A 24,013-nucleotide genomic window follows, 5' to 3' on the forward strand; every position below is an offset into this window, starting at 1 on the left:
TCGCGAGAACCTGACCATGAAACCCGGCTACTCGCTCATTCAGATTGTCCTGCACTGGCTCGTTGCTACCCTCGTGCTCGTCCAGTACCAGACGGGCGGCAGCATCGGGCGGACGCACGACGCCGTGCATGCCGGACTTCAGCCGGACCCGACCGACTTGCTGCTTCACTCGGTGCACAACTGGTCCGGAATGGCGATCGGGGTGCTTATGGTGCTGCGGCTGTTCCTGCGGTGGCGCTCCCATGGGATCGTGCCGGTCCTGAGGCGGGAAAGCCGTGCATCGGCGGCGGCCCGGCTCCTTCACCTAGCCTTCTACGCTGTGCTCCTGGGACAGGCAGCCATCGGCTTCATCGCGAGCTACATCACTTTCTCCATCGCGCCGCTTCACGTCTTCGGTGCGAATCTGATTCTTGCGATGCTCGTCCTTCATATCGGCGCGGCAATCATTCATGCCGTGATGCGTGACGGCGTGTTAATCCGCATCCTTCGCCCGCGAGGTTGAGGCAGGCTGTCCCGGAGGCTTGCGGTTGGCTGGAGGGTGTGACGCAAAGCTAAAGTTCGGCCATTCCCAGGAACTTCTCGAACGCTGCCAGAGTGTGTTCCGACACGTGATGCTCGATGCCTTCGCCGTCAATCTGAGCTGTTTCCTCCGGCACTCCGAGGGCAACCAGGAACTGAACGACGATGAGATGGCGTGACCGCACCCGGTCGGCAAGCTGCTTGCCTTCCTCGGTCAGGAAGATTCCGCGATAGGGACGCGACGTCGCCAAACCTTGCCGTTTCAGCCTCGCGACAGCCTTGGTTGCGGTAGGTTGCGCCACGCCCATTCGCGCGGCGATGTCCGCAATTCTCGCCTCTCCATTGATTTCAATCAGGTCGCCGATCATCTCGACGTAGTCTTCGATAAGCGCGCTTGCCTGACATTCCCGGACATGTGCGAAGCGGCGTGCGTGCTGGGCCGGACGGGGCGGTGAGTTGTTGGGCTTAGTCATCTGTACCAGTTATTCGCGTGCTCGGAGAGATGGGCGCAAGGCTCAAAGTTAGCCAAGGGTATAATTGTTTCCGCGAATTGGCAAACGGACCGCCCGGATCATGCGCCGCGCTTATCATTACCCTATTGCACATAATATAGCATAGGCTATAAATCCAGTTGCAACCGCATCAGGATATACCCTCATGTACGATACAGAGCGCACGCGCCACGGGATGGCTGCGGTACTATCCGGTGAGCGACGCGGCTTTACCAGCCGCCTCCTTTTTGCCGGGCCGGCGGTGATCGCCTCGATCGCCTATGTCGATCCGGGCAATTTCGCGACAAACATCCAGGCCGGCGCGGGCTATGGGTACCAGTTGCTCTGGGTCGTGCTTCTGGCAAACCTTATCGCCATGCTTTTCCAGGCATTGTCCGCCCGCCTCGGCATCGTGACAGGCAAGAACCTTGCCGAAATGTCGCGTGACAGGTTCCCGGCACCAGTGGTGTGGGTGATGTGGGCGATCAGCGAAGTGGCGGCCATGGCGACGGATCTGGCGGAGTTTCTCGGTGGCGCCATCGGTCTGGCGCTGCTCTTCGACCTTCCCATATTCTGGGGCATGTCGGTCACGGCCATAGTGACGTATGGCATCCTGATCTTCGAGAAACATGGTTTCAGGCCGATGGAACTTATCATCGGCACGATGGTGGCCATCATCGGCCTTTGTTACCTTATCGAACTGCTGATAGCCCCGGTCGACTGGGGACAGGCGGCTGTTGGACTGGTCACGCCGCAGCTTCCTGACGCTGCCGCACTGACAATCGCAGTCGGCATCATCGGCGCTACAGTAATGCCACACGCCATTTACCTGCATTCGAGCCTGACCCAGTCGCGTGTCCGTATCCGGAATGAAAATGACCGCCGCAAGGTGCTGCGCTACTCCAACATCGAGGTTGTGATCGCTCTGGCCATCGCGGGAATGGTCAACATGGCGATGGTCATCATGGCCGCAAGCGCCTTTCATCAGGGCAACAGTGACGTGGCCGAAATCGAAACCGCCTATCATATGCTGACGCCGTTGCTTGGAGCCGCGGCTGCCTCCGTGTTCCTCGTTTCCCTGATTACCTCGGGGGTTTCGAGTTCTGTGGTGGGCACCATGGCGGGGCAAACGATCATGCAGGGCTTTCTGCATTTCCATATCCCGATATGGCTGCGGCGCCTCGTTACCATGGCGCCGGCCTTCGTGGTCGTCGCGATGGGCGTCAATCCGACCCAAGCGTTGGTGATGAGCCAAGTCGTGTTGTCGATCGCCCTGCCAGTGCCGATGATAGCCCTGATCATATTCACCTCTCGACGGGACGTCATGGGCGAATACGCAATGCGGCCGGCCGTACGGTGCCTTGCGTTCATCGGGGCCACGATCGTTCTCGGACTGAATTTTACGTTGCTCGCGAACGTATTTGGCGTCTCTGTGCCGTTTCTGGCGGGCTGAGGGGACGCGTCCCGACTCCGACAGGGCTGACCTGTTCGTTCACTCTTCGCAACACATGGTCCAGAGCCATGTGGGGTTAAGAAAAATTAAAAAGGGTTTGTGACGGGAGCGGAAACATGGCGAAGATGGAAACATGAACTCGCAAACTCATGGACATGATTACGGGCATGACCACAGAACGTCTGTGACCGCCGGCAATGAGCGGCGTATTCGGCTCGTCTTCATCTTCACTGCCGGTTACGCCGCTGTGCAGGCAATCGGCGGCTGGCTCTCCGGTTCGCTCGCGCTGATCGCGGACTCCGGTCACATGGTGTCGGACGCGGCAGCACTACTTCTTGCGCTGATCGCCTATCGCGTGGCTCGCCGGCCTGCGGACAACACCCGGACCTACGGGTTCCATCGCGTGCGCGTCCTTGCCGCGCTGGCAAACGGGGCGACCCTGCTTCTTCTGGTTGCCTGGATCGCGTGGGAAGCTGTCGGTCGCATCAAACAGCCGGTCGAGGTTCTGGCGGGTCCGATGCTCACCGTCGCGACGGTGGGGCTGCTGGTCAATATGGCGGGAGCCTGGATCCTCATGCGAGGTTCCCAGGGTGACAGCAACCTTCGCGGAGCGTTGCTTCATGTCGTCGGCGATCTTCTGGGATCGGTTGGGGCCATCGCTGCCGCCGTCGGCATCATGCTGACGGATTGGACGGTGCTCGATCCGATCCTTTCGGTTCTGGTAGCGCTTCTGGTGGTCCGTTCGGCCTGGACACTGGTGAGCGACTCGATCCGGGTACTACTGCAGGCGGTGCCGCGCGGGCTGGATGCCAGCGACGTTGAACGGGAACTCAGCGAGTTACCCCAGGTTGAGGAAGCGGGTCATTTTCATGCGTGGACGCTGACGGACGACACCGTCGTCGCCACGGTTCATGTCACGCCGGCACCGGGGGGCGATCCGCTTCAGTTGCCTCCCGCAATCAGGGCCTGGCTGAAGGAGCGCTACGCGATCGATCATGTGACCGTTCAGGTCGATCCCCGCGGCGCCCTTCGTCGAGCCGATACGATATGATCCCTAAGGTTTCACGCGATTGGCTGGTCTTAGCCGATCGACCCGAAAACCGGAAATTTCTCCAGCAGCCAGAACGCGAACCAGGTCATGTAGCCGCTCACCATGGCGAGACCCATGATGATCATGATGACGCCGGCGGTCACCTGCAGCGCTCGCCCGGTCTTACGTAGGCTGGGAAGGAATGCAATCAGTCGATCTGTGAAAAGCGCGGCCAGAAAGAAGGGTATTCCCAGGCCAAGGGAGTAGAGCGCCAAGAGCGCGACGCCATCCAGTGCCGTCGCCGACACAGCGCTGACTGTCAGGATTGCCCCGAGAATCGGGCCGATGCAAGGCGTCCAGCCGAACGCGAATGCCAGACCAAGCAAGTATGCGCCCGTCGGCCCGCCGGTGAACAGGCTGCCATGGTAGCGGACGTCCCTTTGCAGCATGGGCAGCCGCAGAAGCCCGGTGGTGAAAAGGCCGAAGATTATGACAATGACACCGCCGATGATGCCGGCTTCGTAACTGTAGGCGCGAAGCGACTGGCCAAGGGCGGTGGCTCCAGCTCCCAGTATGACGAACACCGTCGAGAAGCCAAGGATGAAACATATACTCAGCCAGGCGACGGACATTTTGTTGTCCGGATCGCTGCGTTCAGCCCGGGTGGAGTTGCCGGCTATAAACGACACATAGCCCGGCACCAGCGGAAGCACGCAGGGTGACAGGAAGGAAATGGCACCGGCAGCGATCGCCGCCACCACGCCGATATTTGAGATCTCGAATTCCATGCCCGCGTATACAAGCTCATCCCGCTAGAGGGTCAATGCGCTGCAGCAGCGACATCTTGACCCTCTAGCGGGATGAGCTTTTACAAAATGTTTTTGCGGAGAGGAGAAGCGATATCGAGACAATAGCCCGTGTTTACATGGTCGATGCGTGGCGCGGTCTGGCAATTGCCGGCGTAGTGCTGTTCCATTTTGTGTGGGACCTCGAATTTACTGGTTTCATTTCAGGTATCGCATACCATCCACTCTGGCTCGGCTTTGGGCGCGTGCTTGCCGGAAGCTTCATGATGCTGGTCGGGGTCGGCCTTGTCTTATCCTCCCGCGCTCCGTTCCGAGCGGGCGCTTATCTGCGCCGTCTTGCAAAGATCAGCATCGCGGCTGCGGCCATTACACTGGTGACATGGAATGTTTTTCCGGCAACGTTCATTTACTTCGGCATCCTGCATGCTATCGCCGTCGCGACATTGGTGGGCTCTTTCTTCCTGCGTACACCTTGGTGGTTAAGTCTTGCCGGTGGCCTTGCCATGGTACTTGTCCCTTCTTTTTGGCAGTCGGAACTCTTCGACACACGCTGGCTCGCCTGGATCGGATTTGCGCAGAGCGTGCCGCCGAGTAACGATTTCGTACCGATCTTCCCGTGGGTTGGCATTACCCTCATAGGGATGGCCGGAACGAAAATGTTGGTCGATAGGAGAAAAGAAAGCGCACTCGACCGCTTCTTGCCGGCTGGCCATTCAGGGGATGCACTCGTCTGGATGGGGAAGCGCAGCCTGATGATTTACCTGCTGCACCAGCCGATCATGCTGGCGATCATTATACCGCTTGCTCAGATCTTATAGGTTTCTAATAGAGTGCATGTTCGCTTGCAGCGGCCGGCCGGATTTGAACGACTCCGACTGAGATCGTTACTCAAGACGACGCATCCTTTTTCTCATCGTCTTCCACCAGTTCGTACCACATAGCGTTAAGGACGGCGAAGGCGGCGGCGAGCGGCAGGCCAAGTAGCCAGGCGAAGTACCACATGAAGCTTGTCCTTTCTAACCGCATTGAGCCGGAAACAGGTTCCTGATTTTTGACCCAATGCGGCGGTTTCAAAAATTTCTATGCTATTGCGGACGCAGAACCGGTTTCCACTTGTGCAGGATTGGCTAATAAGCGTGGCCGGAGCCATCGCTGATTTCTTTCTCGTCCACCTTGCCCCATAGAACGCGGTAGACCCACGTGGTGTAGAGCGCGATGATGGGCAGGAAGATCCCCGTCGAAACCAGCATGATGAATAGCGTCAAGTGGCTCGATGAGGCGTCCCAGACGGTCAGGCTGGAATTCGGGTCGATCGACGACGGTAGGATAAACGGGAACATCGCCAGCCCGACGGTGGCGATGATGCCGAGAACCGACAGCCCGCTCGACAGAAGCGTCAGCACCTCACGGCGCAGGGCGAGGAACCGCAGCGCCAGAAGTGAACCTGCAAAGCCGAGCGCGGGCGCCGCGAGCGTCCATGGTTGGGCGGCGTAGTTGGCGAACCAGAAGCCGGCGCCCTGTTCGGCGGTCTTTGCGAGCGGGTTGGATGGCCCGTCGGTGACGATGTCGGAGACGAAGCGGTAGCCTTCGATGCCAACCGCAACCCACAGGCCGCCAAGCGCAAACAGGACGACGGTGGCCGTCGCCGCGAGCGTGCCGAAGCGTCGGGCGCGGTCGGCGACCGGGCCGCTGGTCTTTAGCACTAGCCATGACGCGCCATGCATGACCAACATCGTCACTGACAGGAGCCCGCACAGGAGCGCGAAGGGATTGAGCAGCTCCAACAGGGTCGAGCCGTCGTAGAAGATGCGCAAATCAGGGCCGAGACGGAAGGGAACGCCCTGTAGCACATTGCCGACCGCGACACCGAAGATCAGCGTTGGCACGACGCCACCGATGAACAGGGCCCAGTCCCAGCTGGCGCGCCAGCGCGGGCTTTCGCGTTTGGAGCGGTACTTGAAGCCGACTGGGCGCAGGATGAGTGCGGCGATGATGGCGAACATGGCGAGGTAGAAGCTGGAGAACGACACGGCATAGAGCGGCGGCCATGCGGCGAAGATCGCGCCCGCGCCGAGGATGAGCCACACCTGGTTGCCTTCCCAGATCGGTCCGACCGCATTGATGACGACGCGGCGCTCGAGGTCGGATTCCGCCACGAAGGGCAGCAGGGTTTGGGTGCCGAGGTCGAAGCCGTCCATCACCGCGAAGCCGATAATGAGAATGCCGAGCAGCAGCCACCAGATCAGACGCAGGGTCTGGTAATCGATGAGTTCGTGCAGAATCATGAGGGCCTACTCCGCGGGTTCGAGCGCTTCGGGGAGAAGCTTCTGTTCGGGTTCATGGTCTTCGTCCGGGCCTTTCCTGATCGCAGCGAGCATCAACGTTACCTCGATGATGAACAGCACCGTATAGATGGCCGCGAAGCCGGCGATGGTGAACAGCACGGTGGTCGCTCCAAGATCGGAAACGGCGGCGGCGGTGGGCAGCACACCCTCGATCACCCATGGCTGGCGACCGACCTCGGCGACGATCCAGCCTGCTTCAGCCGCGATCCACGGCAGCGGGATCGAAAACACCGCGAGCTTGAGCAACCACGGATAGCGGTCAAGCTGGTGGCGGGCCGACAGGTAGAAGAAGGTGGCAGTGAGGACGATGAAGAACATGCCGAGGCCGACCATGACCCGGAAGGCCCAGAACAGGACCGGTACATGCGGGACGGTGTCCCATGCGGCCTGAGTGATCTGCTCGTCGGTCGCCTGGCGCGGATCGTCCAGATAGGGACGCAACAGGAGCGCATAACCGAGATAGCGTCCGGTATCCTCAAAGCGGGTGGCGACGTCGTCGGGGATGGCGGCGGCGCTGTTGGCCGCACGGATCGACTGGAGCGCGTCGAAGGCGATGATACCCTGCCGGATGCGGGTCTCGGCTAGTTCAACCAGTTCGTGGATGCCGGGGATTTCGGCGGTGAGCGAGCGGGTGCCGATCAGGCCCATCACCCACGGCACTCGGACGGCGTAATGCGTCTTGCGCTTGGCCTGATCGGGCATGCCGATGACGGTGAATGCGGCGGGCGCGGGTTCGGTGTGCCACATCGCCTCGATCGCCGCGAGCTTCATCTTCTGGTGCTCGGTGGAAAGGTAGCCGCTCTCGTCGCCCAGCACCACGACCGACAGGGACGCGGCGAGACCGAACGAGGCCGCGACCGTCATCGAACGTTTGGCGAGCGCGATGTGCCTACCCTTGAGCAGATACCAGGCCGACACGCCGAGCACGAAGATGGAGGCGACGACATAGCCGGCCGAGACCGTGTGGACGAACTTGGCCTGCGCGACGGGATTGAAGATGACGGCATAGAAGTCGTCCACCTCCATGCGCATGGTCTGCGGGTTGAAGGCGGAACCGACCGGGTTCTGCATCCAGCCGTTGGCGATGAGAATCCACAAGGCCGAGAAGTTGGAGCCGAGCGCAACCGCCCACGTGGCGGCGAGGTGGCCGAGTTTCGACAGCTTGTCCCAGCCGAAAAAGAATAGGCCGACGAAGGTGGCCTCGAGGAAGAAGGCCATCAGCCCCTCGAGCGCCAGCGGCGCGCCGAAAATATCGCCGACATAGTGGCTGTAATAGCTCCAGTTCATGCCGAACTGGAATTCCATGACGATGCCGGTGGCAACGCCGAGCACGAAGTTGATGCCGAAGAGCGTACCCCAGAACTTGGTCATCTGCCGCCAGATGTCACGGCCGGTCATGACGTAGACCGTTTCCATGATCGCCATCAGAATCGACAGGCCGATGGTGAGCGGCACGAAAAGGAAGTGGTACAGCGCGGTGATGGCGAATTGCAGCCGCGATAGGTCGACGATGTTCAGTTCCATTTCTGGCTCCGGTGGGTCATGTCAATCGGGCCTCAGCTGGCTGAGTTCCATGTCAAAGGCGGGTGTGCCGCGCGCAACGTCGGCGGCGATGCGGCCGTCGCGCAGCACGAGGATACGGTCGGCAAGCGACGCCTCGCGGCGTGTGTGGGTGGCGACGACCAGGATGCGGCCGGTGGCGCGTTCATCGAGGCGCGCGACCACGTCACGTGCAGTGTTACCGTCGAGGCCTTCTGTCGGCTCGTCGAGCAGCCAGAGGGCCGCATCGCGCAACAGCAGGCGAGCAAGCGCCAGACGGCGCGCCTGACCAGCGGAAAGCCCGGCACCGCCCTCGCCGAGTATCGTGTCGAGACCGCCGGGCAGAGATGCGACATAGCTTGCCAGCCCCGCAGCTTCGAGCGCCGATATCATTTCGGTATCGGATGCGCCGGGGCGGGCGAGCGCGAGATTGCCACGCAGCGTGTCGCGGAAAAGCTCAGTGCGTTGGGTGAGCAGGCCACAGGGATGGACAGTGAGATTGCCGCTTGAAGCGTTCAGTTCTCCGGCTAACAGCGATAGAAGCGTGGATTTGCCAACTCCGCTCGCACCCACCAGCGCGATGCGTTCGCCGGGGCGGATGGCGACGGAAATGTCGGACAGGACCGAACGCGCCGCGCCGGGATGGCCGACGCTTACAGACTCCAGCCTGATCGCCATGCCATGTTCTGCGGAACGGCCGAGCTTAGGTGGGTCTGAGCGGTTCGTCAGGCGCGGGCCGAGACGCGTTGCCGCCTGAAGTGTGCGGCCGAACTCGACCGCGCCGCGGCGCAGGAGCGCGAAGGGTTCCAGGCTGGCAAGCGCCAGCAGCACGGCAAAAGTGGCGATTGGTGCGCCGATGGTGCCGGCTTCGGCAAGGAAGGCGGCTGCAAGCAAGACGCCGGCGAGCAGGGCTGCAGATAGAATGCCGAGACCGAAGCCCGCACCGGCCTCGGCACGATTAAGCGCGCGGTCGGCCTGGGCCAGACGAATGTCTGCGGCTTCGATGGCACGAACCTGCGCGCCAAGACGATTCGTCATGGCAAGGTCGGCCTGTCCCCGCACGAGGTCGATGGAGCGCGACCGCAGGGCCTCTAACGCGTGGGCGCGGCGGCGGGCGAATGCTGCAGCGCGGCGAGAGGCGAGAAACGGAATACCAAGGCCCGCGGCCAGCAGGACGATGGCGGAGGAAAGGCCGAGCAAGGGGTGGACGAAAGCGAGCGCAGCTGCGATGGCCAGGGCTGCGCCGGCTGCGACAAGCACGGGCGCCAGCACCCGCAGGTAAAGCGAATCGAGGGCGTCGATATCGATGGTGAGCCGAAACAGGAGCCGTGACGGGTTGGCGGCCAGACCACGTGCTGCGTCGGCACGGGCGAACCCGCGAAACACGTGCTCGCGCAGGTGAGCCAGCACGCCTAGCGTGGCGTCGTGGGTGACAAGCCTTTCGCCGTAGCGCGAGGCGGTGCGGCCTATGGCAAGAAGGCGGATGCCGGCGGACGGCATGAACACGTCGAAAGTGAGCGCCGTGATGAGCGTGAGGCCTGCGATCGACGTTGCGGCGATGAACCAGCCGGACAGCCCGAGCAAAGCAATGCCGGCAAGTGCTGTGATGAAAGACAGCAGGGTGCCATAGACGAGCATGCGGCGGTCACCGGTCCAGAACAGGGCGAGCACGGGGCGTAGGGCGGAGAGACGGCTCATGCCAGAACCTCAAGCTGCGCAGGAGCGGGCAGCATGACCACGCGGTCCATGCGGGCCGCAAGCGCGGGATCGTGGGTGGCGACGACCAGTGTTGTCCCTTCCGCGATGGCCAGCAGGCGGTCGGTAATTTCAGTGGCTGTGACAGAATCGAGATGGGCGGTCGGCTCGTCCACAAGGATTAGGCCGGGCCGGATGCCCACAGCCGCACGCGCCAGCGCCAGCCGCAAAGTCTCGCCGCCCGACAGGCCGGCTCCGTTCTCGCCGATCATCGCATGGCCACGTTGCGCGGCAAGGTGTGCGATATGGGCGGCTTCCGTGGCGTGGGCAACGTCCCTCGTGCCGATGCCTGGTCGCCCGAGTGTGATGTTGCTGCGGAGCGTGCCGGAAAAGATATGCGGGGGCTGGCCGAGCCATGCGATGCGAGCGCGCAGGTGAGCGGCACTGGCATGGTTCATCGGTTCGCCGCCAAGCCGGACGATGCCGTTATCGGGCGACGAAAGGCCCGCGACAAGCGCCAGCAAGGTGGATTTTCCGCCACCGCTAGGGGCCATCACCGCGACATGTTCGCCGGGGTCGATGGATAGGGCGAAATCGCTGAAGGTCGCGTTCGCCGATTCGGCATGGCGGAAGGTGAGGCCGTCGATCCACACCGAAAGCGCACCGGAGACTTCGACGGCTGTACTTTCCGGGCCGCCAACGATTTTCGTTCCGCCCCGCGTAATGCGGTCGAGCGCCTCCAGTCCTGCTTGCCCGGCGGCGCGGTCGTGCCAGACGGACGAGAGATCACGTAGCGGCTCGAAGAAGGCGGGCGCGAGCAGCAGGACGAAGAGACCCTGCGCCAGCGTCAGCTTTCCGCCCCAAGCACCGAAGTTCAGTTCTCCCAGAAAATGAAACCCGACATAGACCGCCACCAGCGCCACACCCAGGGCGGCGAACAGTTCCAGTACGGCCGACGACAAGAAGGCGATGCGCAACACCGCCATGGTGGAGGTTCGCAATTCTTCTGCGTTTGCGCGCAGCCGGAGGGCGGTACTATCCACCGCATCGAAGGCGCGGATGGTGGCGAGTCCGCGCAGCCGATCGAGAAGGAAGGCGTTCATGTTACCCATACGGGTAAGCTGCCTTTCGCTGGCCGCTTTCGCCTGCCAGCCGATCAGCGCCATAAAGATGGGTATGACGGGCGCTGCCATCAGCAAGGCGAGGGCGGCGACCCACGAAAAGACGAATACGAAGCCTAGAATGATCGGCGGAACGACCGCAGCGCGGGTGCGCAGCGGCAGAAACCGCGCGAGCCAGGGTACGATGTCGTCGGCCTGCTCGGTGAGCGTGCTGGCGACGAGGCCGGAGGAAGGCCGGGACGCATCGAGCGGAGAACGGGTTGCGACGGCGGCGGCGGCATTGGCGCGCAGGGCGGAAAGGCGGACGCGGGCATCGTCCCAGGCGCGGGTCGTGCCGGCACGGTCGAGCCCCGCGCGCAGGACTCCGAGCAGAAAGATGCAGAAAGCAGGCAGGATCGCCGCCTGCGCGGGCGCGCCATCGGCGATGTTGCCAATGGCGAAGGCGATGGCTGCCGCCTGCGGTATCCACAGAAGCGAGGCGGATATCTGAAGGGCAGCGGCAAAACGGGGTAGGCCGGGCCTCGTCGTCGACGTAGCAGGAGCGGCGGCGCGGGCAGACGGATCACCTGCATCGGTAGCGGCGCGCGCCGTGGTTGTGACCTGCGCGCTCATGGTCCCGAACCGCTCATGAGCGGTCCGCTTTCTTGCGCCCGCGTCCTATTGAGATGATCCTGTCCCGTGCGTCCAGAAGCCGCGTGACCTTCGATCCGAGCGACAGGAGTGACGCAAGCCGCCCGGTATCGAGTTTCTTGACGTCGTCGTACCAGTTGGTCACCTGTTCGATCAGACCGTGCATCTCCGAAAGGCGCGCGCGGGCATAGCGCTCGTCGTCATTGGCGGGTTCTAGCATCAGAAGGTCGCGCAACACCGACAGGGTTGGATCGACCTCTCGCTTCTTGCGCTCCTCTGCGAGCGTGCGGAAAATCTGCCAGACATCGTCGGGGGCGGTGAAGAAATCACGCCGGTCGCCGGGAACATGCTTCAGGATGACGAGATTCCACGCCTGAAGCTCGCGAAGGCTCATCGAGACGTTGGACCGCGAAATGCCGAGCGCCTCGACGATGGCGTCGGCGCAGAGTGGTTTCGGCGAGACGTAGAGCAGTGCATAAATCTGCCCGACAGTACGGTTGATGCCCCAGCGGTTGCCCATTTCGCCGAAATGCAAGACGAAGGCCTGAATAGTTGGGGAGAGGTTCATAGTATGCAACTTCATGAATTTCAGAAATTTCTGAAATTCATGTAAGTTAACATGCGAAGCGGATCAACCGCCAAGCGGATGCGCGAGGCGGTTTGTCACGGGTGCGACGCTATACTGATGTTTGGAAAGCTTCGGCCTCGAAACCGTGCCGTCGTGCGGCACCTACGCTGTCACCAAACCATTCTTGTCGTATATTGGACGATGACTACATCGTGAACCGACGAGGTGTCGCTACGCCTGCACGTGATCAGTTCTCAGTTTCCTGATCACTGACGCGGCATCAGGGCCTGCACCCATGATCAGAGCGGAAGAGCGATTGCGCTGCCATGGCCTCCCCAGGAAGTAGAGGCCCTTAACCGGAGACACGCCTTCTGAGTGGACGAAGCCGGTCTTGGCATGGACTGCGTCTTCGATGTCCACCCATTCGGTTTCGTCGCGATAGCCAACAGCCCAGATCACCGTACGGACCTGAGCGAGTTTGCCGTCTGAAAACTTCACGACATCTGCTTCCGCCCCCACAAGCCGGCTCATGAGCCGGATACCGAGCTTCTGCAATGCCTCGTCTCGCAAACCCCTGTCCGGGAAAGCGTCGGTTTTTCTGACTATGCGGCCCCGGAAAGATGTTGCCGGTGCTTCCAATGCGCCAACAAGGTTGAGCCACCACCAAATCGACTTTCCCAGAATGTGTTCCGGTAGAAGCTTTCGCGGTTTGCCGGCGGAGAGCAGGACGGGTTGGCGCTTCCTGGATTCAATCGCTATGTCGCGTCCGCTTGTTCCATCTCCGACTACCAGAACGGGCCCATCGGGCAACTGGTTGCAGTTGCGGAATGTTGCCGCCGTCAACTGCAGGACCTCGTAACCCAACTCCGCTGAGATGGGGGGAACGATCGGAACCTGAAATGCTCCGGTGGCGATTATTACTTCGGTTGCAGAGATGATATCGCCATTTGAGAGCATCGCTTCGAAACCGTCGGCAGACTTGGCCAGACGCGACACGTGTGCCCCGAGTTTGACCGGAAGCTCAAAGTGCCGGACATAAGATTCCAGATACTCGGCGAACTCGTCGCGATCGGCGTAGCCGTCCCGGTTGCCCGGAATCTGCATTCCCGGCAACACACTGAACTGACGGGTGGTGAACAAAGTCAGGCTGTCATATCGGTTACGCCAGACATCGCCAACGCGGTTGCTCCCGTCAACGATGATGTAAGATAGGCCGGCCCTGCGCAGGTGGTAGCCTGCGGCAAGACCGGCCTGGCCAGCCCCGATGACGAGGATGTGCCGGTTCATCACACCACCACGACGCGCGTACCTATGGGCGTTAACTCATAGAGTTCCCGGACGTGATCATTGAGCATGCGGATGCATCCGTTGGAAACCGCCTTGCCGATCGTCCACGGCTCGTTGGTTCCATGAATGCGGTAATATGTGTCGCGTCCGTTTCGATAGAGGTAGAGCGCTCGCGCACCGAGGGGGTTATTCGGGCCACCCGGAACGCCGCCTGCGTGTCTTGCATAACGTTGCGGGTCTCGCTTGATCATGTTCGGTGTGGGGCGCCATGAAGGCCACTTGGCCTTGCGCTCGATAATTGCGCTGCCCTTGAACGCCAGCCCGGCTTTACCCACCCCTATCCCGTAGCGGCGTGCCAGCGTAGGGCTTTCCAGGAGGTACAGAAACCGCTCACGCGGCGCGACGATGATGGTACCGACAGGCTCCGTGAAATTGTGTCTGACCCGTTGGGGCAGAAATCGCTGCTCGATTTTGACAGGTCGAGCATTTGCGAAAGCGCTGACCGGCGTGAGAGAACCCGCAGCGGCAGCCAGAAGGCCAAAGCCGAACGCCCGACGGTCAATGGTCATGGCCATCATCCTCCTGCGGAGCCCTAACATCCGGCACGAGCTTCTCGACCTTTGCTATGGCCCGCAACTCAGCTGAAATCCGACGTTCTTCGGCAGCCTTCAGAGATTGACGGATTTGCGGTTCGACCAACTCGAAGGCGGGTGGCGGCCTGTCGCGGCTCTCCTCGAGCTTGATGACGTGAAACCCGAATGGAGACCGCACCGGCTCGTTGGTGTAGTCGCCTGTCTTCAGCCTTTTGGCCGCCTCATCGACTTCCGGTACTGTCTGCCCCTCGGGGACGAAGCCCAAATCTCCGCCGTTTACTTTCGACACGGCATCGAGGGAACTCTTGGCGGCAAGATCGGCGAAGGAGGTACCTTCTCCGAGAGCAGTGATGATCTGCTTCGCCTCGTCTTCAGATGCCACCAGGATATGGCGCAGCCGTCGCTCGGTAACCACCGGTATCGAAGCGACCTGCTGATCGTAGATTTGGCGGATAGCGTCTTCGGTAACGGCTTCAGCGGCCTTCTGCTCCATGAAATTGGCCCGCAGTGTCTGCTGTTCAAAGAACTGCATCTGGCGCTTGTATTCGTCCTGATCTGCGATACCTGCTTTCTTCGCTGCGTCGGAGATGATCCGCATTTCGATCAGCGTATCGACGATAACAGAGAGTTTGGCATCGTCTGGCATGGTCCCGAGTTGGGAATCATACATCTCCTGAGCCACCGCGACGTCTGCACGTGTTATGTCGCTACCGTTCACGCGGGCGACAACGTCTTCCGGCTGTGCGAATGCCGAACTACATGCTGTGGTCATCAGAAGAGCCAGGGCGATCCGACGCAGGCTTCTTGAAGAATTGGAAAATAAGATTGTCATCTGATGGCGTCCCTACTGGCCCGACGCTGCAAGCAGCGGATCGATGGTGTCGCTGAACTGCGCGACGCTCAGAGCACCCTTGTACATTTTGCCATTGATGAAGAAAGTAGGGGTGGAATCGACGCCAAAGCCGCGCCCAACTTCTGCAACCGCTTGCACCTGCTGCATCAGTTCCTCATTCTGAAGGCATGCTTCGAACGCGGCTTCGTCCATGCCGGTCATGCCCATGACAGATTTCATGGCGCCTGTTCCGTCTGAGGCGCGGGCCCATGTCTCCTGGGTTCGATAAAGAAGGTCGAGGGTCGGATACCACTTTTCGTCGCCCGCGCACCGCGCCAGCATGAAGCCGGCGGTGGAGCGCGGGTCGAACGGGAATTCGCGCATGATGAAGCGCACCTTTCCGGTATCGACATATTTCTCCTTCAGGCCGGGCCAGACGTCGATATGGAATGTTCTGCAATGCGGACAAGTCAGAGACGCGTATTCGATGATAGTTACAGGTGCATCGTCGGTGCCGAATGTCTTGTCCGGCAGGGCTCCTGGCACGAGAAGCTCCTGCTCGGTTGGCTGTGCAAATGCCAGTGGCGATGCAGCGCAAGCCAGCGCCATGGCTGAAGTGCAGATGAGAAAATTGCGACGTTTCATGGGTGAATCCTTTTGAAAGCCGGAGGCTACAAGCTCTGCCCGCTAGAGGTTCAAGTGATTTTTCGTGCTGACATCTAAGCTGTCGAACCGCCCCGAACGATCACGGGTGCCGGCGTCGAAACACGATTGTAGAGGTCGATGATGTCCTGGTTGATCAGTCGGACGCATCCGCTGGATACGGCTTTGCCGATGGTCCAGTATTCTGGCGAGCCGTGAATTCGGTAAAGTGTGTCCACACCATCCTGGAAAATATAGAGAGCGCGTGCACCGAGCGGGTTGTTAAGCCCTGGATCCATGCCGCCATTGGCTGCGCTGTATTTCTCAAGTTCTGGTTGTCGCGCAATCATTTCCTCAGGAGGAGTCCACCGCGGCCAGCGCCGCTTGTACTGAATGACGCCAGACCCTGACCATGTAAAACCCTGACGTCCCAACCCTACGCCGTAGCGCATCGCCTTCCCATCGGGCAGCACGAGATAGAGATGGAATGCGGAGGTGTCGACGACAATCGTCCCAGGCCGTTCGCCGGTCGGATCGTTGACGAGTTGACGATAGTAGCGACGCTTCACCTTGCTTAAATCGACAGCAGGGATTGGGTAATCTTCCTCCGGCATCGCCCCATACATCCGGGCATATCCGACATCTACAGCGGGTTTTTCGGGTTCGGGAGTGGCTGGCGCAACCTGGATTGTCGCACAGCCTGGTAGAGCCACAGTTGCTGTCGCAGCCGCAGCCACAGTGAGAAGTTTGCGACGTGATAGCATCACGTCTTGATAATTCGAGCTCAAAGCTTCGCTCCTTATAGCTGACAATATCGCCGCGATTAGCGGTCGTACTGAAGGGCGAAGTGCGATACATTGCTCGACGGTCAAAGGCTTGCCCGCCGTCGTATTCACACCCCTTGCGTCTTGCTATCGGGGAGGTCGGAGTAAGCCGGAAACGCCGGCTGACTCCAAGCGGAACTCGCCAAAATCCCTGCATGGTTCGACAGTTGTTGGCACCGAGGGATATGCGGTGTAGGCCATCAGTTTGGCGCAATGATCGTGACAGGATGAAGGGAGGGGTTCCGGTGCGGGATTGTTGTCGTCGACCGCAGAGATTTCGGAGCTTTCTCCAGTATTTATGAAGAGATCTGATGAAACCAGGCTGCGACCGTCTGTTGCCGGTGCCGCGATGGACGCTGCAGCGCTCAAATGCAGGGTCAACAACAGGGCGACCAGCAGTGACAGAAAACCACGCAACATGTCCGTTACTCGTCCGGAGAATGCGGGTCCGCGAGCGCTGCGTCGGGCCGACTGACGGGCACAGAAGACCGCGGCGATGTTCGCTTCGCAAGCGCATCCTGACCATTCCGTTTCAGTAGCCTGCGAAAGCTCGGATGCATCCCACCGTCTACGTAAGAATGAGCTGACAGCGCACTCCCGCTCGAAACCAGTATGTCTGCCTGTCGTAAATCGGTTTGCGTACGATCGGCTATCGCCGGATGAGACTGGTTGACGGCCGGTGGACAGGCAGCAAGCGGATTGCGCGGCTCGCCGGCCTCAAACTCTGTGTCCACGACATATCGACCGCCGCAATGCGAAATCCTGGGCTGGCGACGCGTTACCTCGAAGCTGTCGTAGCCGCGCTTCAGGTCGGTCCAGAACGCAAAGTTGGGGTCATCACGATGCTTCGCCATATTTTGCGGCGTCATGCGGAAGGGAAAAGCCTGAACCTGAAAGGACTGTTGGCTGCCCTTCAAAGCCTCGCGCGCGACGGCGTAGATCTCGGCGACCCCATCATCGGTTAGCGCATAGCATCCCGAGGAGGTGCAGGCGCCGTGCACCATCAGGGCGTCGCCCGAATACCCCAGTGCCGCTTCAAGCCGGTTCGGATAGCCGAGATTGAAAGACAGGTAATATTGGGAGGTGGGGTTCAGCATTCCCGCATTGACGTGGTAAAAGCCTTCCGGCGCCTGACGGTCGCCTTCACGGGTCTTCGGGCCGAGTTTCCCGGACCATCGGCACATCGGGTATGTTTTCAGGAGAGCATATTTGCCGGTGCGATCCTGCTTCCATATTTCCAGCTCGCTCTCCTGTTTGAAAATGCGAACAAGGATCGGCGAAGAGGGAGACATCGACTTTCTCGACATCTCGGCGACCAGCAAGGCCGGAATAGGCTGGGAAGCCTTGTTGTCGACATCCAGCACACTCGAGACGCAACCGCTGAGTGAAATGGCAAGAAGGCCGACGGACATTGCTTTTAACGCGTAGAACATGAAACAGAACCAGATCCGAGCCTCGGAGCGGCAGAGAACACCATCCTTATTCTGTTGCTAGCATAGTTAACGGCCGGTTGCGTCTGACGAATTCGCGAGCGACACATCACCGCATCGACCCTCCTGTTGCTCGCGTCAGTTGGGGTTTAAAGGGAGCAACCCTGCTTGCGGGCCTGAAGATAATTTAGAACGGTGAAGAGATTGGACCATCTGACTAGTGCAGAAACGCTGCGAATCACACGCCGCCGATCAAAAATGAACATGGTCGTGCTTCTGGGGCTCGTCCTTTTCATTGCCGCGGTGTTCAGCTTCAGCCTGTATCATATTCAGGCCGAGACGCGCCTTCCCGCAGCGGTATCGACGCCAGAATAACATCTGTATCACACGGCCTTGAATGGCCGGCTCCATTCTGCTGTGAAACAATGGACCGCAGTCTCGGGAGACAGCGGTCCAGTTCATGTCGCTTTTCATATTTTCCTTCTTCGCCGCGGGTGCCGCCGCCTACTCCGTTCTGACGCTGGTTTTCGCGCTGGTATGTGTGGGCCTCGGCCATAACACCATGGAGATGATCTACGGAGGCTTCGCGGTTTACCTGTTCACGCTCGTGGCAGCGGTTGAAGGCGCATGGTTGTTACCGGAAGATATAAGAAATTCTTCGTCGGTGCGTAGGCTTACCCACTGGTTGAGGTTCCGCTGGGACTGACGCTTCAGGAAGTAAATCTTCGCATCGCTCCAAAGCAGTACTTTCTGTTCGAGATTGTCGAGGATGAAGTCACCCAGAGATGTCACGACCGTGAGTACCGCATGGCCGCCGCCTTTGGCATCTCGTGCGGTGGTGAGCAGCAGTGCGCCCAGCGGATAGCCGATTTCGTTTAGACGCTGGCGTTTGAGAAGTGCGTAATCTTCGCAATCTGCTGCGCTCGTCGGGTATTCCCAGAACTCCTCAACGCCGTAGATTTCCATATCTGTCAAGGCTGGAATGCTATTCACTTCAGCATTGATGCGGACGATGTTGCTCCATGCGGAGCGTGTGAGTTCGACCATCGTCCCTCCCGCCCGGCGCGCGCATCGATCCTTGTAACGCTGACAATAATCATAATAGCCATACGGCATTGAGGTCGTCCCGAACGTCCGCATGTTGGGACGATCGGCTTGTGTTGGGTTGTAATGCGCCGCACTTGCCACCGCTGCCGAGCAAAGCATGAGAAAGGCAATTGCCGTGCCCCAGATAGTCCTCATTGTCCTGTCTCCCCGACTGTTGATGGAGAGAACCTACGCAGCACTGGGAAAAATCAAATAAAATCAATATGATAAATTAAATTCAAATACCTCGAAAATCTGCCTGTGTTATTTAGTCTTGTGTTTACCGACCGGCTTCGGTCATCGAGTGTCACTCGGATGGAGTATCTTGTTCGCCATGACGGTGGTGGGTCAGCTCGCTCCTGTCCTGCACAATTTTTGCGTTTACCGTGATGGAGCCGCTGCGTTCGAACCGTAATGTGAGCGGCATGGTGTTCGGCTGAAGCGGATTGGCGACAAATCCGTCAAGCGCCAGATGAACTCCCGGTTCCACCATCTTGAGCTCGGCATGGGCAGGAATCGTCAGGACGTTATTCATTCGCTCACGACGGCCGAAGGTATTTCTGAAGACCGTGACGCCGGTAAAGCTGTCGCTTTCAACACCGATCAGGTTTTCTGAGGAGGTCGTCCCGTTCCATATTGTCAGATACATCGTCCGCAACGACGTATTTGAAGAAGAGATGAGCACCTCGGCATGCTCGATCTGGAGCATTTTCACCGAATTCTCGTGCGAGACCAGGATTTCCCGTGCGCTGCCTTCAACGGTGATGCTGGGCACCGCGACCACGGCCAAGAGGAGAAGATGTAATTTTGGCTTCATGAGTCTCTGTCCGAATGACGTTCACGATACAGGTGCGGGTTGAGTGAAAGTGATCACAAATTGTTCAACTGGGAGGACCATTTGTCGTGTTGCAGGAAGATAGGGATAGCATGTCTCTGGAGGGAGAGAGAAACTTGGAGCAAGGAGTGTTAGCTTTGCTGACGATCGGAGAGCTGTCGAAGCAGACCGGGGTAAAGGTGCCGACTATACGGTACTACGAGGAAATGGGCTTGATGAAACCCGCAGACCGGACGGAGGGCAACCAGCGCCGGTTCGAAACGTCGGACCGGGAGCGCCTGGCGTTCATCAAGCATGCGCGCGACCTCGGCTTTACTATTGAGGCTATCCGCGAACTCCTCGATCTTAGCGCTCATCCGGAACGCCCGTGCAAGGATGCCGACCAGATTGCCGCACGCCAGCTGAAGATGGTTCGTGACAAGATCGGCCGACTTCAGCAGCTCGAGCGCGAACTCACCCGGATGGTCGGCACCTGTCACGACGGCCATATGAAGGATTGCTACGTCATCAGATCGCTCGCCAATCACGATCTCTGCATGACCGAACACTGACGGTCAGATTTGCGTGCCCGCATCGAAGCTGCAGTAATAGGTAGTGCGGTCGGTCCATTTCGGCGGCGATCGTGGGAACGTCATGTAGCGTAACGGAAAGCACTGAGCCGTCGCGGCTCTGCTCGATCCATCCGCTTACGACTTGGGCCGGATGATCGTCGGGCACCAGCTCAAACGTCGTCTTGTCGCCTCTCGTTTGCAGATTGCGAAGCTCTCCGGTGTCGTAGTCGCCTTCGGCCGAAAATGTCGTTTCCATCCTGGTTTTACTAAGGAACAGGTAGAACTCCATCTCCGAGCCGAAAGGCGCGCGTCCCCAGTACCATGCTTCTGCCTTTTCGACGGAGGGTCGCACGCGGGCGGATAGACTGCGACAATCGGCTCCGCTGGGGGCCGTGTTGCCGGGATGGAGCAAGAAGACGCCGGTGGGCATGGCTATCGCCGCGCCTTCCGCCACAAGGACGATAGCAATACCGGCCAACTGAGATCGAAGCCGCAGAGAGAGCATGAGGACGTTCCTGACCGTCTAGATTACACCCGCATATCGCCCGAAGGCACGGAAAGACGAGCAAGCTTGAAAACGCCAATTCTCCAGAGGCGTCAAGTCAGGCAGAAAATCTGAGGTATGGCTATTGACCCTCTAGCTACCAGAGATGCCAGCTTGGTCACCATCCTCATACAGAGGAAATATCAGTGACAGCGGGAGTATCAATGATCATTGAATTCAAGATTGAGGGCATGGATTGCGCACGCTGTGTCGACAAGATCGAGTCAGCAGTGCGCGCACTGCCTAGCGTTGAGGCTGCCAAGGTTTCGCTCATCGACAATAGTGCGCTTGTCAAGCTCAATCCCTCGAAGACATCGCAGGACGCTGTCTTCAAGGCGGTGGAGAGCTTGGGCTACAACGTATCGCGATGAGCACGCTTGAACTTGTGAGCAGCCGCATGGAAAGCGCCCCCAATATCAAGGAGGCCACGCATCATTCGCGAACTCAGCCGAAGGAGAAACGATTTAGGTATGATCCGTCTTGGCCTTCTTGCAGCGATTTCGTGGTTTGTCGTCGACCAAGCTACGAAATGGTGGATCGTGAACCATGTTATGGTCCCGCCGCGCGTCATTCCGGTCACCGACTTTTTCAACATCATCCTGGGACGAAATACGGGTGTGAGCTTTGGGCTTCTTGGCGGCATGTCGCAATGGTTGTTGGTCGCCCTCGCTTCGGCTGTGCTCGTTATGCTCCTGATCTGGATGTCGCAAGCGACGTCGCGCATAGTCGTGCTTGCCTTGGGTTTAATCGCGGGCGGAGCGATTGGAAACATAGTCGACCGACTGCGCCTTGGCGGAGTAACGGACTTTCTGGACCTCTACCTTGGTGAATGGCACTGGCCAGCTTTTAACATGGCAGATGTCGGCATCGTGTGCGGCGCAGGGCTCCTTCTCGCCGAGAGCGTCATTTTCGGAAAGGCGCAAGCTTCAGGCGATAGGGCATGATGTCCGGCTGATGCCACCGTCCTATGTGAAGCCTTACATGAAGCGCCGGAAGACAAACGCCGCGGATGCGGCCGCCATCTGTGATAGCCGTAACGCCCCTCGATGCGGTTTGTCGCCATCAAGAGCGAAGCCTTCTCATCGGTTCTGGTTCTTCACCGCACGTGAGACTTTCTGGTTCGCCAACGCGCGCAGATCGGCAACGCGATCCGCGCCCACATGACGGAGTTCGGTATCATAGCGGCGAAGGGCGTACAGAACGTCGATCGATTAGAGGAGCACCTGGATCGGCTGCCGGAAATGGCCCGGAAGCCCGTGAACCTGCTTTTCGATCAGTTCGCCGAGACGGATACCAAGTTTGCCGTCCAAAGAGGCAGAGCATTGGTCTTCGGAGAGCTCATTTCTGGCGGACCGCTTCGATTGCATCGGCAAGCGGTTCCTTTCCAACGGCGCCCTCGATGATTTGATCTCCGACGACGAACGAGGGCGTTCCTGTCAGGCCGAGCCGCTGTGCCAGCGCGAGGTTTGCCGCAATGATTGCCTCGACCGCCGGAGTAGCCATTTCTTCCGACAGCTTCTTGCGGTCGAGTCCCATCTCTTCGGTAAGATCCAAAGCCCGGCTAGCGTTTATCTGTCCTTGCATTTCCATCAATCTGACATGGAAATCACGCGCAACGGCGTCGCCGGCAACGCGCTTCACGGACAGAGCCACTTTCGCGGCCTCAACCGAGCCCGGCCCAAGAATGGGAAAATCCTTCAAGACGATCCGCAGCTTGGGATCCTCGGCGACAAGCGCCTTGACGTCAGGTGCCGCCCGCTTGCAATAACCGCAGTTGAAGTCGAAGAATTCGACGAGCGTAGCATCCCCGTCCGGGTTTCCCAGGATCACATCGTCGCTCGCTCGGAGCAACGCATCAGTCTCGGCCACTATCGCTTGTGACCTGGCCTCGGCCTGAGCTGCTTGGTTCCGCTTCTCAAGCTCCGTAAGTGCTTCCTCGATGATCTCCGGGTTTTGCATGATGTATTCGCGGACGATCTTCTCGACCTCCGCGCGATCGATCGATTGGGCATAGGCCGGCGAGGCCGTTGTTAACACGGCAATGGCGAACCACCTTAGCCGACCAATGCGCGCAGCTTTCATCGTTCCGCTCCTGGCGGGGTGTCAGTCGAACAATCGGCCGAGGAAAGAACCGTGCCCTCGACCATGGTGTCCGCCATGACGATCATGGTCGCGATAGTCGCGGCGGTGATCTTCGCGGCAGTCATTTGATGTATTGCGTGAGGACACTTGCGTACGTCCGCGACCAGATTGCCTCTGGGCGTATTGCACCTCTTCCGCAGCGCTTCGTTCGATTATCTTGTCGAGTTCGCCGCGATCCAGCCACACGCCGCGACATTTCGGGCAGTAGTCGATTTCGATACCCTGACGCTCGCTCATAACGAGGTCGACCCTGCAATGTGGGCAAAGAGCCCCGGTGGCTTTGGTGCCCGATCCTAGCGAGTTGAGAAGCGTTCCTGACATCGCGATATCCAACCTATTTGAGTAAACCAATGCACCCCGCTAACGGAAAGGTAGGACCTCGAGCAGGTTGAGGTTCAAGTGTTCAAATGTCGCAGCTCCCTTTGGAAAGCGACGCCGCAAAACTGTTGCGCGGCCACGATCTCAAGCGTCTTTTCACATTGGTGACAGGTGTTCGAGCAGGATCATCGTCCCCAAGCCGCAAAGTGCAAGACCTGCAATCAGTTCGGCTAGCTTGCCGAGGCGATGGCCTATCAGCCTCCCGACAAGCATGCCGCCCGAGGACATCACGAAGGTGGCAAACCCTATTGCTACCGCGACGATGACGATGTTGACCTGAAGAAACGCGAGAGAGATACCCACCGCCATGGCGTCGATGCTGGTTCCTACCGCCGTCGCCATCAGGGCGGTGAGCGATCTTCCCTTGGACGGGTTATCCGTAGAGCCCCAGATTGCCGCGTAGAGCATATGAATGCCGACGCCCGCGAGGAGGGCGAAGGCGATCCAATGATCGACAGCCTGGACAAAGCGGCTGGCTGCAACGCCGGCGATCCAACCGAGAATGGGCGTTGTCGCCTCGACAATGCCGAAGATCAAACCTGTTCGTAACGCATCTCTCAGGGGCGGCGAGCCGATGGCGGCCCCTCGTCCGATAGAGACTGCAAAGGCATCGATGGACATACTCAGGGCGAGTACGGCAATGGTGAAGGGCGACATTGGAGAGTGATCCCG

The 24,013-nt window shown here is 59.5% G+C and carries 27 protein-coding genes and 1 pseudogene; 8 read left to right on the forward strand and 20 right to left on the reverse strand.

Annotated elements, in window-relative coordinates:
• Positions 1-16: 16 nt before the first annotated feature.
• Positions 17-502 carry a cytochrome b gene (locus ACFPLB_RS00475; protein ID WP_378227304.1) on the forward strand — a complete coding sequence of 162 codons (486 nt, stop codon included), beginning with the start codon at positions 17-19 and terminating at the stop codon, positions 500-502.
• Positions 503-551: 49 nt separating this feature from the next.
• On the opposite strand, the gene mntR is transcribed toward ACFPLB_RS00475, so the two are convergent.
• The gene (mntR, locus tag ACFPLB_RS00480; protein WP_378227305.1) at positions 552-992 is read right to left on the reverse strand and encodes a manganese-binding transcriptional regulator MntR; all 441 of its coding nucleotides are present in this window, start codon (positions 990-992) and stop codon (positions 552-554) included.
• Between the two features lie 184 nt (positions 993-1,176).
• Between mntR and ACFPLB_RS00485 the strand changes: the two genes are divergently transcribed.
• Together ACFPLB_RS00485 and ACFPLB_RS00490 are read left to right on the forward strand one after the other, a co-directional pair.
• Positions 1,177-2,463 carry an Nramp family divalent metal transporter gene (locus ACFPLB_RS00485; RefSeq protein ID WP_378227306.1) on the forward strand — a complete coding sequence of 429 codons (1,287 nt, stop codon included), beginning with the start codon at positions 1,177-1,179 and terminating at the stop codon, positions 2,461-2,463.
• Positions 2,464-2,596: 133 nt separating this feature from the next.
• Complete coding sequence (locus ACFPLB_RS00490; RefSeq protein WP_378227307.1) at positions 2,597-3,514, forward strand: cation diffusion facilitator family transporter; 918 nt, start codon at positions 2,597-2,599, stop codon at positions 3,512-3,514.
• A gap of 29 nt (positions 3,515-3,543) precedes the next feature.
• Here the strand turns inward: ACFPLB_RS00490 and ACFPLB_RS00495 are convergent, their stop codons facing one another.
• Positions 3,544-4,281, reverse strand: coding sequence for a cytochrome c biogenesis CcdA family protein (locus ACFPLB_RS00495; RefSeq protein ID WP_050475065.1), 738 nt, complete (start codon positions 4,279-4,281; stop codon positions 3,544-3,546).
• A 137-nt stretch (positions 4,282-4,418) separates the two neighbouring features.
• On the opposite strand from ACFPLB_RS00495, the gene ACFPLB_RS00500 reads away from it, so the two are divergent.
• Complete coding sequence (locus ACFPLB_RS00500; protein ID WP_378227308.1) at positions 4,419-5,117, forward strand: heparan-alpha-glucosaminide N-acetyltransferase; 699 nt, start codon at positions 4,419-4,421, stop codon at positions 5,115-5,117.
• Between the two features lie 70 nt (positions 5,118-5,187).
• Here ACFPLB_RS00500 and cydX read toward each other — a convergent pair whose 3' ends face one another.
• The 14 genes from cydX to ACFPLB_RS00570 all read right to left on the reverse strand — a co-directional run bounded on the left by cydX (position 5,188) and on the right by ACFPLB_RS00570 (position 19,708).
• On the reverse strand, positions 5,188-5,301 hold the full coding sequence (cydX, locus tag ACFPLB_RS00505; protein WP_082206143.1) for a cytochrome bd-I oxidase subunit CydX: 114 nt from the start codon (positions 5,299-5,301) through the stop codon (positions 5,188-5,190).
• Between the two features lie 125 nt (positions 5,302-5,426).
• On the reverse strand, positions 5,427-6,584 hold the full coding sequence (gene cydB, locus ACFPLB_RS00510; protein ID WP_378227310.1) for a cytochrome d ubiquinol oxidase subunit II: 1,158 nt from the start codon (positions 6,582-6,584) through the stop codon (positions 5,427-5,429).
• Between the two features lie 6 nt (positions 6,585-6,590).
• Positions 6,591-8,168, reverse strand: coding sequence for a cytochrome ubiquinol oxidase subunit I (locus ACFPLB_RS00515; RefSeq protein WP_378227312.1), 1,578 nt, complete (start codon positions 8,166-8,168; stop codon positions 6,591-6,593).
• Between the two features lie 21 nt (positions 8,169-8,189).
• The gene (gene cydC, locus ACFPLB_RS00520) at positions 8,190-9,881 is read right to left on the reverse strand and encodes a thiol reductant ABC exporter subunit CydC (RefSeq protein WP_378227313.1); all 1,692 of its coding nucleotides are present in this window, start codon (positions 9,879-9,881) and stop codon (positions 8,190-8,192) included.
• Positions 9,878-11,611 carry a thiol reductant ABC exporter subunit CydD gene (cydD, locus tag ACFPLB_RS00525; RefSeq protein ID WP_378227314.1) on the reverse strand — a complete coding sequence of 578 codons (1,734 nt, stop codon included), beginning with the start codon at positions 11,609-11,611 and terminating at the stop codon, positions 9,878-9,880. Before cydD ends, cydC begins: the two co-directional genes overlap by 4 nt.
• 13 nt (positions 11,612-11,624) lie before the next feature.
• Positions 11,625-12,197: a GbsR/MarR family transcriptional regulator gene (locus tag ACFPLB_RS00530; protein ID WP_378227422.1), complete on the reverse strand. Its 573-nt coding sequence runs from the start codon at positions 12,195-12,197 to the stop codon at positions 11,625-11,627.
• A gap of 231 nt (positions 12,198-12,428) precedes the next feature.
• The gene (locus tag ACFPLB_RS00535) at positions 12,429-13,484 is read right to left on the reverse strand and encodes a flavin-containing monooxygenase (protein WP_378227315.1); all 1,056 of its coding nucleotides are present in this window, start codon (positions 13,482-13,484) and stop codon (positions 12,429-12,431) included.
• Complete coding sequence (locus ACFPLB_RS00540) at positions 13,484-14,059, reverse strand: L,D-transpeptidase (RefSeq protein WP_009452647.1); 576 nt, start codon at positions 14,057-14,059, stop codon at positions 13,484-13,486. Before ACFPLB_RS00540 ends, ACFPLB_RS00535 begins: the two co-directional genes overlap by 1 nt.
• The gene (locus ACFPLB_RS00545) at positions 14,043-14,909 is read right to left on the reverse strand and encodes a peptidylprolyl isomerase (RefSeq protein ID WP_009452646.1); all 867 of its coding nucleotides are present in this window, start codon (positions 14,907-14,909) and stop codon (positions 14,043-14,045) included. Before ACFPLB_RS00545 ends, ACFPLB_RS00540 begins: the two co-directional genes overlap by 17 nt.
• Before the next feature lie 12 nt (positions 14,910-14,921).
• Positions 14,922-15,554: a DsbA family protein gene (locus ACFPLB_RS00550; protein ID WP_009452645.1), complete on the reverse strand. Its 633-nt coding sequence runs from the start codon at positions 15,552-15,554 to the stop codon at positions 14,922-14,924.
• A gap of 74 nt (positions 15,555-15,628) precedes the next feature.
• On the reverse strand, positions 15,629-16,315 hold the full coding sequence (locus tag ACFPLB_RS00555; protein ID WP_035029365.1) for a L,D-transpeptidase: 687 nt from the start codon (positions 16,313-16,315) through the stop codon (positions 15,629-15,631).
• Positions 16,316-16,800: 485 nt separating this feature from the next.
• Positions 16,801-17,808, reverse strand: a complete 1,008-nt coding sequence (locus ACFPLB_RS00560) for a L,D-transpeptidase family protein (protein ID WP_378227316.1) — start codon at positions 17,806-17,808, stop codon at positions 16,801-16,803.
• Between the two features lie 588 nt (positions 17,809-18,396).
• The gene (locus ACFPLB_RS00565) at positions 18,397-19,047 is read right to left on the reverse strand and encodes a transglutaminase-like cysteine peptidase (protein ID WP_035029367.1); all 651 of its coding nucleotides are present in this window, start codon (positions 19,045-19,047) and stop codon (positions 18,397-18,399) included.
• Positions 19,048-19,198: 151 nt separating this feature from the next.
• The gene (locus ACFPLB_RS00570) at positions 19,199-19,708 is read right to left on the reverse strand and encodes a copper chaperone PCu(A)C (protein ID WP_009452640.1); all 510 of its coding nucleotides are present in this window, start codon (positions 19,706-19,708) and stop codon (positions 19,199-19,201) included.
• Positions 19,709-19,863: 155 nt separating this feature from the next.
• Here ACFPLB_RS00570 and ACFPLB_RS00575 point away from each other — a divergent pair, with 155 nt between their 5' ends.
• The gene (locus tag ACFPLB_RS00575; protein WP_035029533.1) at positions 19,864-20,277 is read left to right on the forward strand and encodes a MerR family transcriptional regulator; all 414 of its coding nucleotides are present in this window, start codon (positions 19,864-19,866) and stop codon (positions 20,275-20,277) included.
• Here ACFPLB_RS00575 and ACFPLB_RS00580 read toward each other — a convergent pair.
• Positions 20,234-20,782, reverse strand: a complete 549-nt coding sequence (locus ACFPLB_RS00580; protein ID WP_378227318.1) for a hypothetical protein — start codon at positions 20,780-20,782, stop codon at positions 20,234-20,236. The two genes, ACFPLB_RS00575 and ACFPLB_RS00580, sit on opposite strands and share 44 nt — an antisense overlap.
• Positions 20,783-20,985: 203 nt before the next feature.
• On the opposite strand from ACFPLB_RS00580, the gene ACFPLB_RS00585 reads away from it, so the two are divergent.
• From ACFPLB_RS00585 to ACFPLB_RS00595, 3 genes and pseudogenes are all read left to right on the forward strand, one after another.
• Positions 20,986-21,192: a heavy-metal-associated domain-containing protein gene (locus tag ACFPLB_RS00585; protein ID WP_009452637.1), complete on the forward strand. Its 207-nt coding sequence runs from the start codon at positions 20,986-20,988 to the stop codon at positions 21,190-21,192.
• 99 nt (positions 21,193-21,291) lie between these two features.
• Positions 21,292-21,765 carry a signal peptidase II gene (gene lspA / locus ACFPLB_RS00590; RefSeq protein WP_009452636.1) on the forward strand — a complete coding sequence of 158 codons (474 nt, stop codon included), beginning with the start codon at positions 21,292-21,294 and terminating at the stop codon, positions 21,763-21,765.
• Positions 21,740-22,119 (forward strand): annotated as a pseudogene (locus tag ACFPLB_RS00595) (transposase); the annotation flags it as partial. The gene lspA and the pseudogene ACFPLB_RS00595, both read left to right, overlap by 26 nt.
• A 40-nt stretch (positions 22,120-22,159) precedes the next feature.
• Here the strand turns inward: ACFPLB_RS00595 and ACFPLB_RS00600 are convergent.
• The 3 genes from ACFPLB_RS00600 to ACFPLB_RS00610 all read right to left on the reverse strand — a co-directional run bounded on the left by ACFPLB_RS00600 (position 22,160) and on the right by ACFPLB_RS00610 (position 23,998).
• Positions 22,160-22,903 (reverse strand): DsbA family protein, encoded by a 744-nt coding sequence (locus ACFPLB_RS00600; RefSeq protein WP_378227319.1) that lies wholly within the window; start codon positions 22,901-22,903, stop codon positions 22,160-22,162.
• A 21-nt stretch (positions 22,904-22,924) separates the two neighbouring features.
• Positions 22,925-23,284, reverse strand: a complete 360-nt coding sequence (locus tag ACFPLB_RS00605; RefSeq protein ID WP_009453085.1) for a TFIIB-type zinc ribbon-containing protein — start codon at positions 23,282-23,284, stop codon at positions 22,925-22,927.
• 153 nt (positions 23,285-23,437) lie between these two features.
• Positions 23,438-23,998 (reverse strand): manganese efflux pump MntP, encoded by a 561-nt coding sequence (locus ACFPLB_RS00610; protein ID WP_378227320.1) that lies wholly within the window; start codon positions 23,996-23,998, stop codon positions 23,438-23,440.
• Positions 23,999-24,013 lie beyond the last annotated feature (15 nt).

Origin of the sequence: Aquamicrobium segne (assembly GCF_042656785.1) — a bacterium.
GTDB lineage: Bacteria > Pseudomonadota > Alphaproteobacteria > Rhizobiales > Rhizobiaceae > Mesorhizobium > Mesorhizobium segne.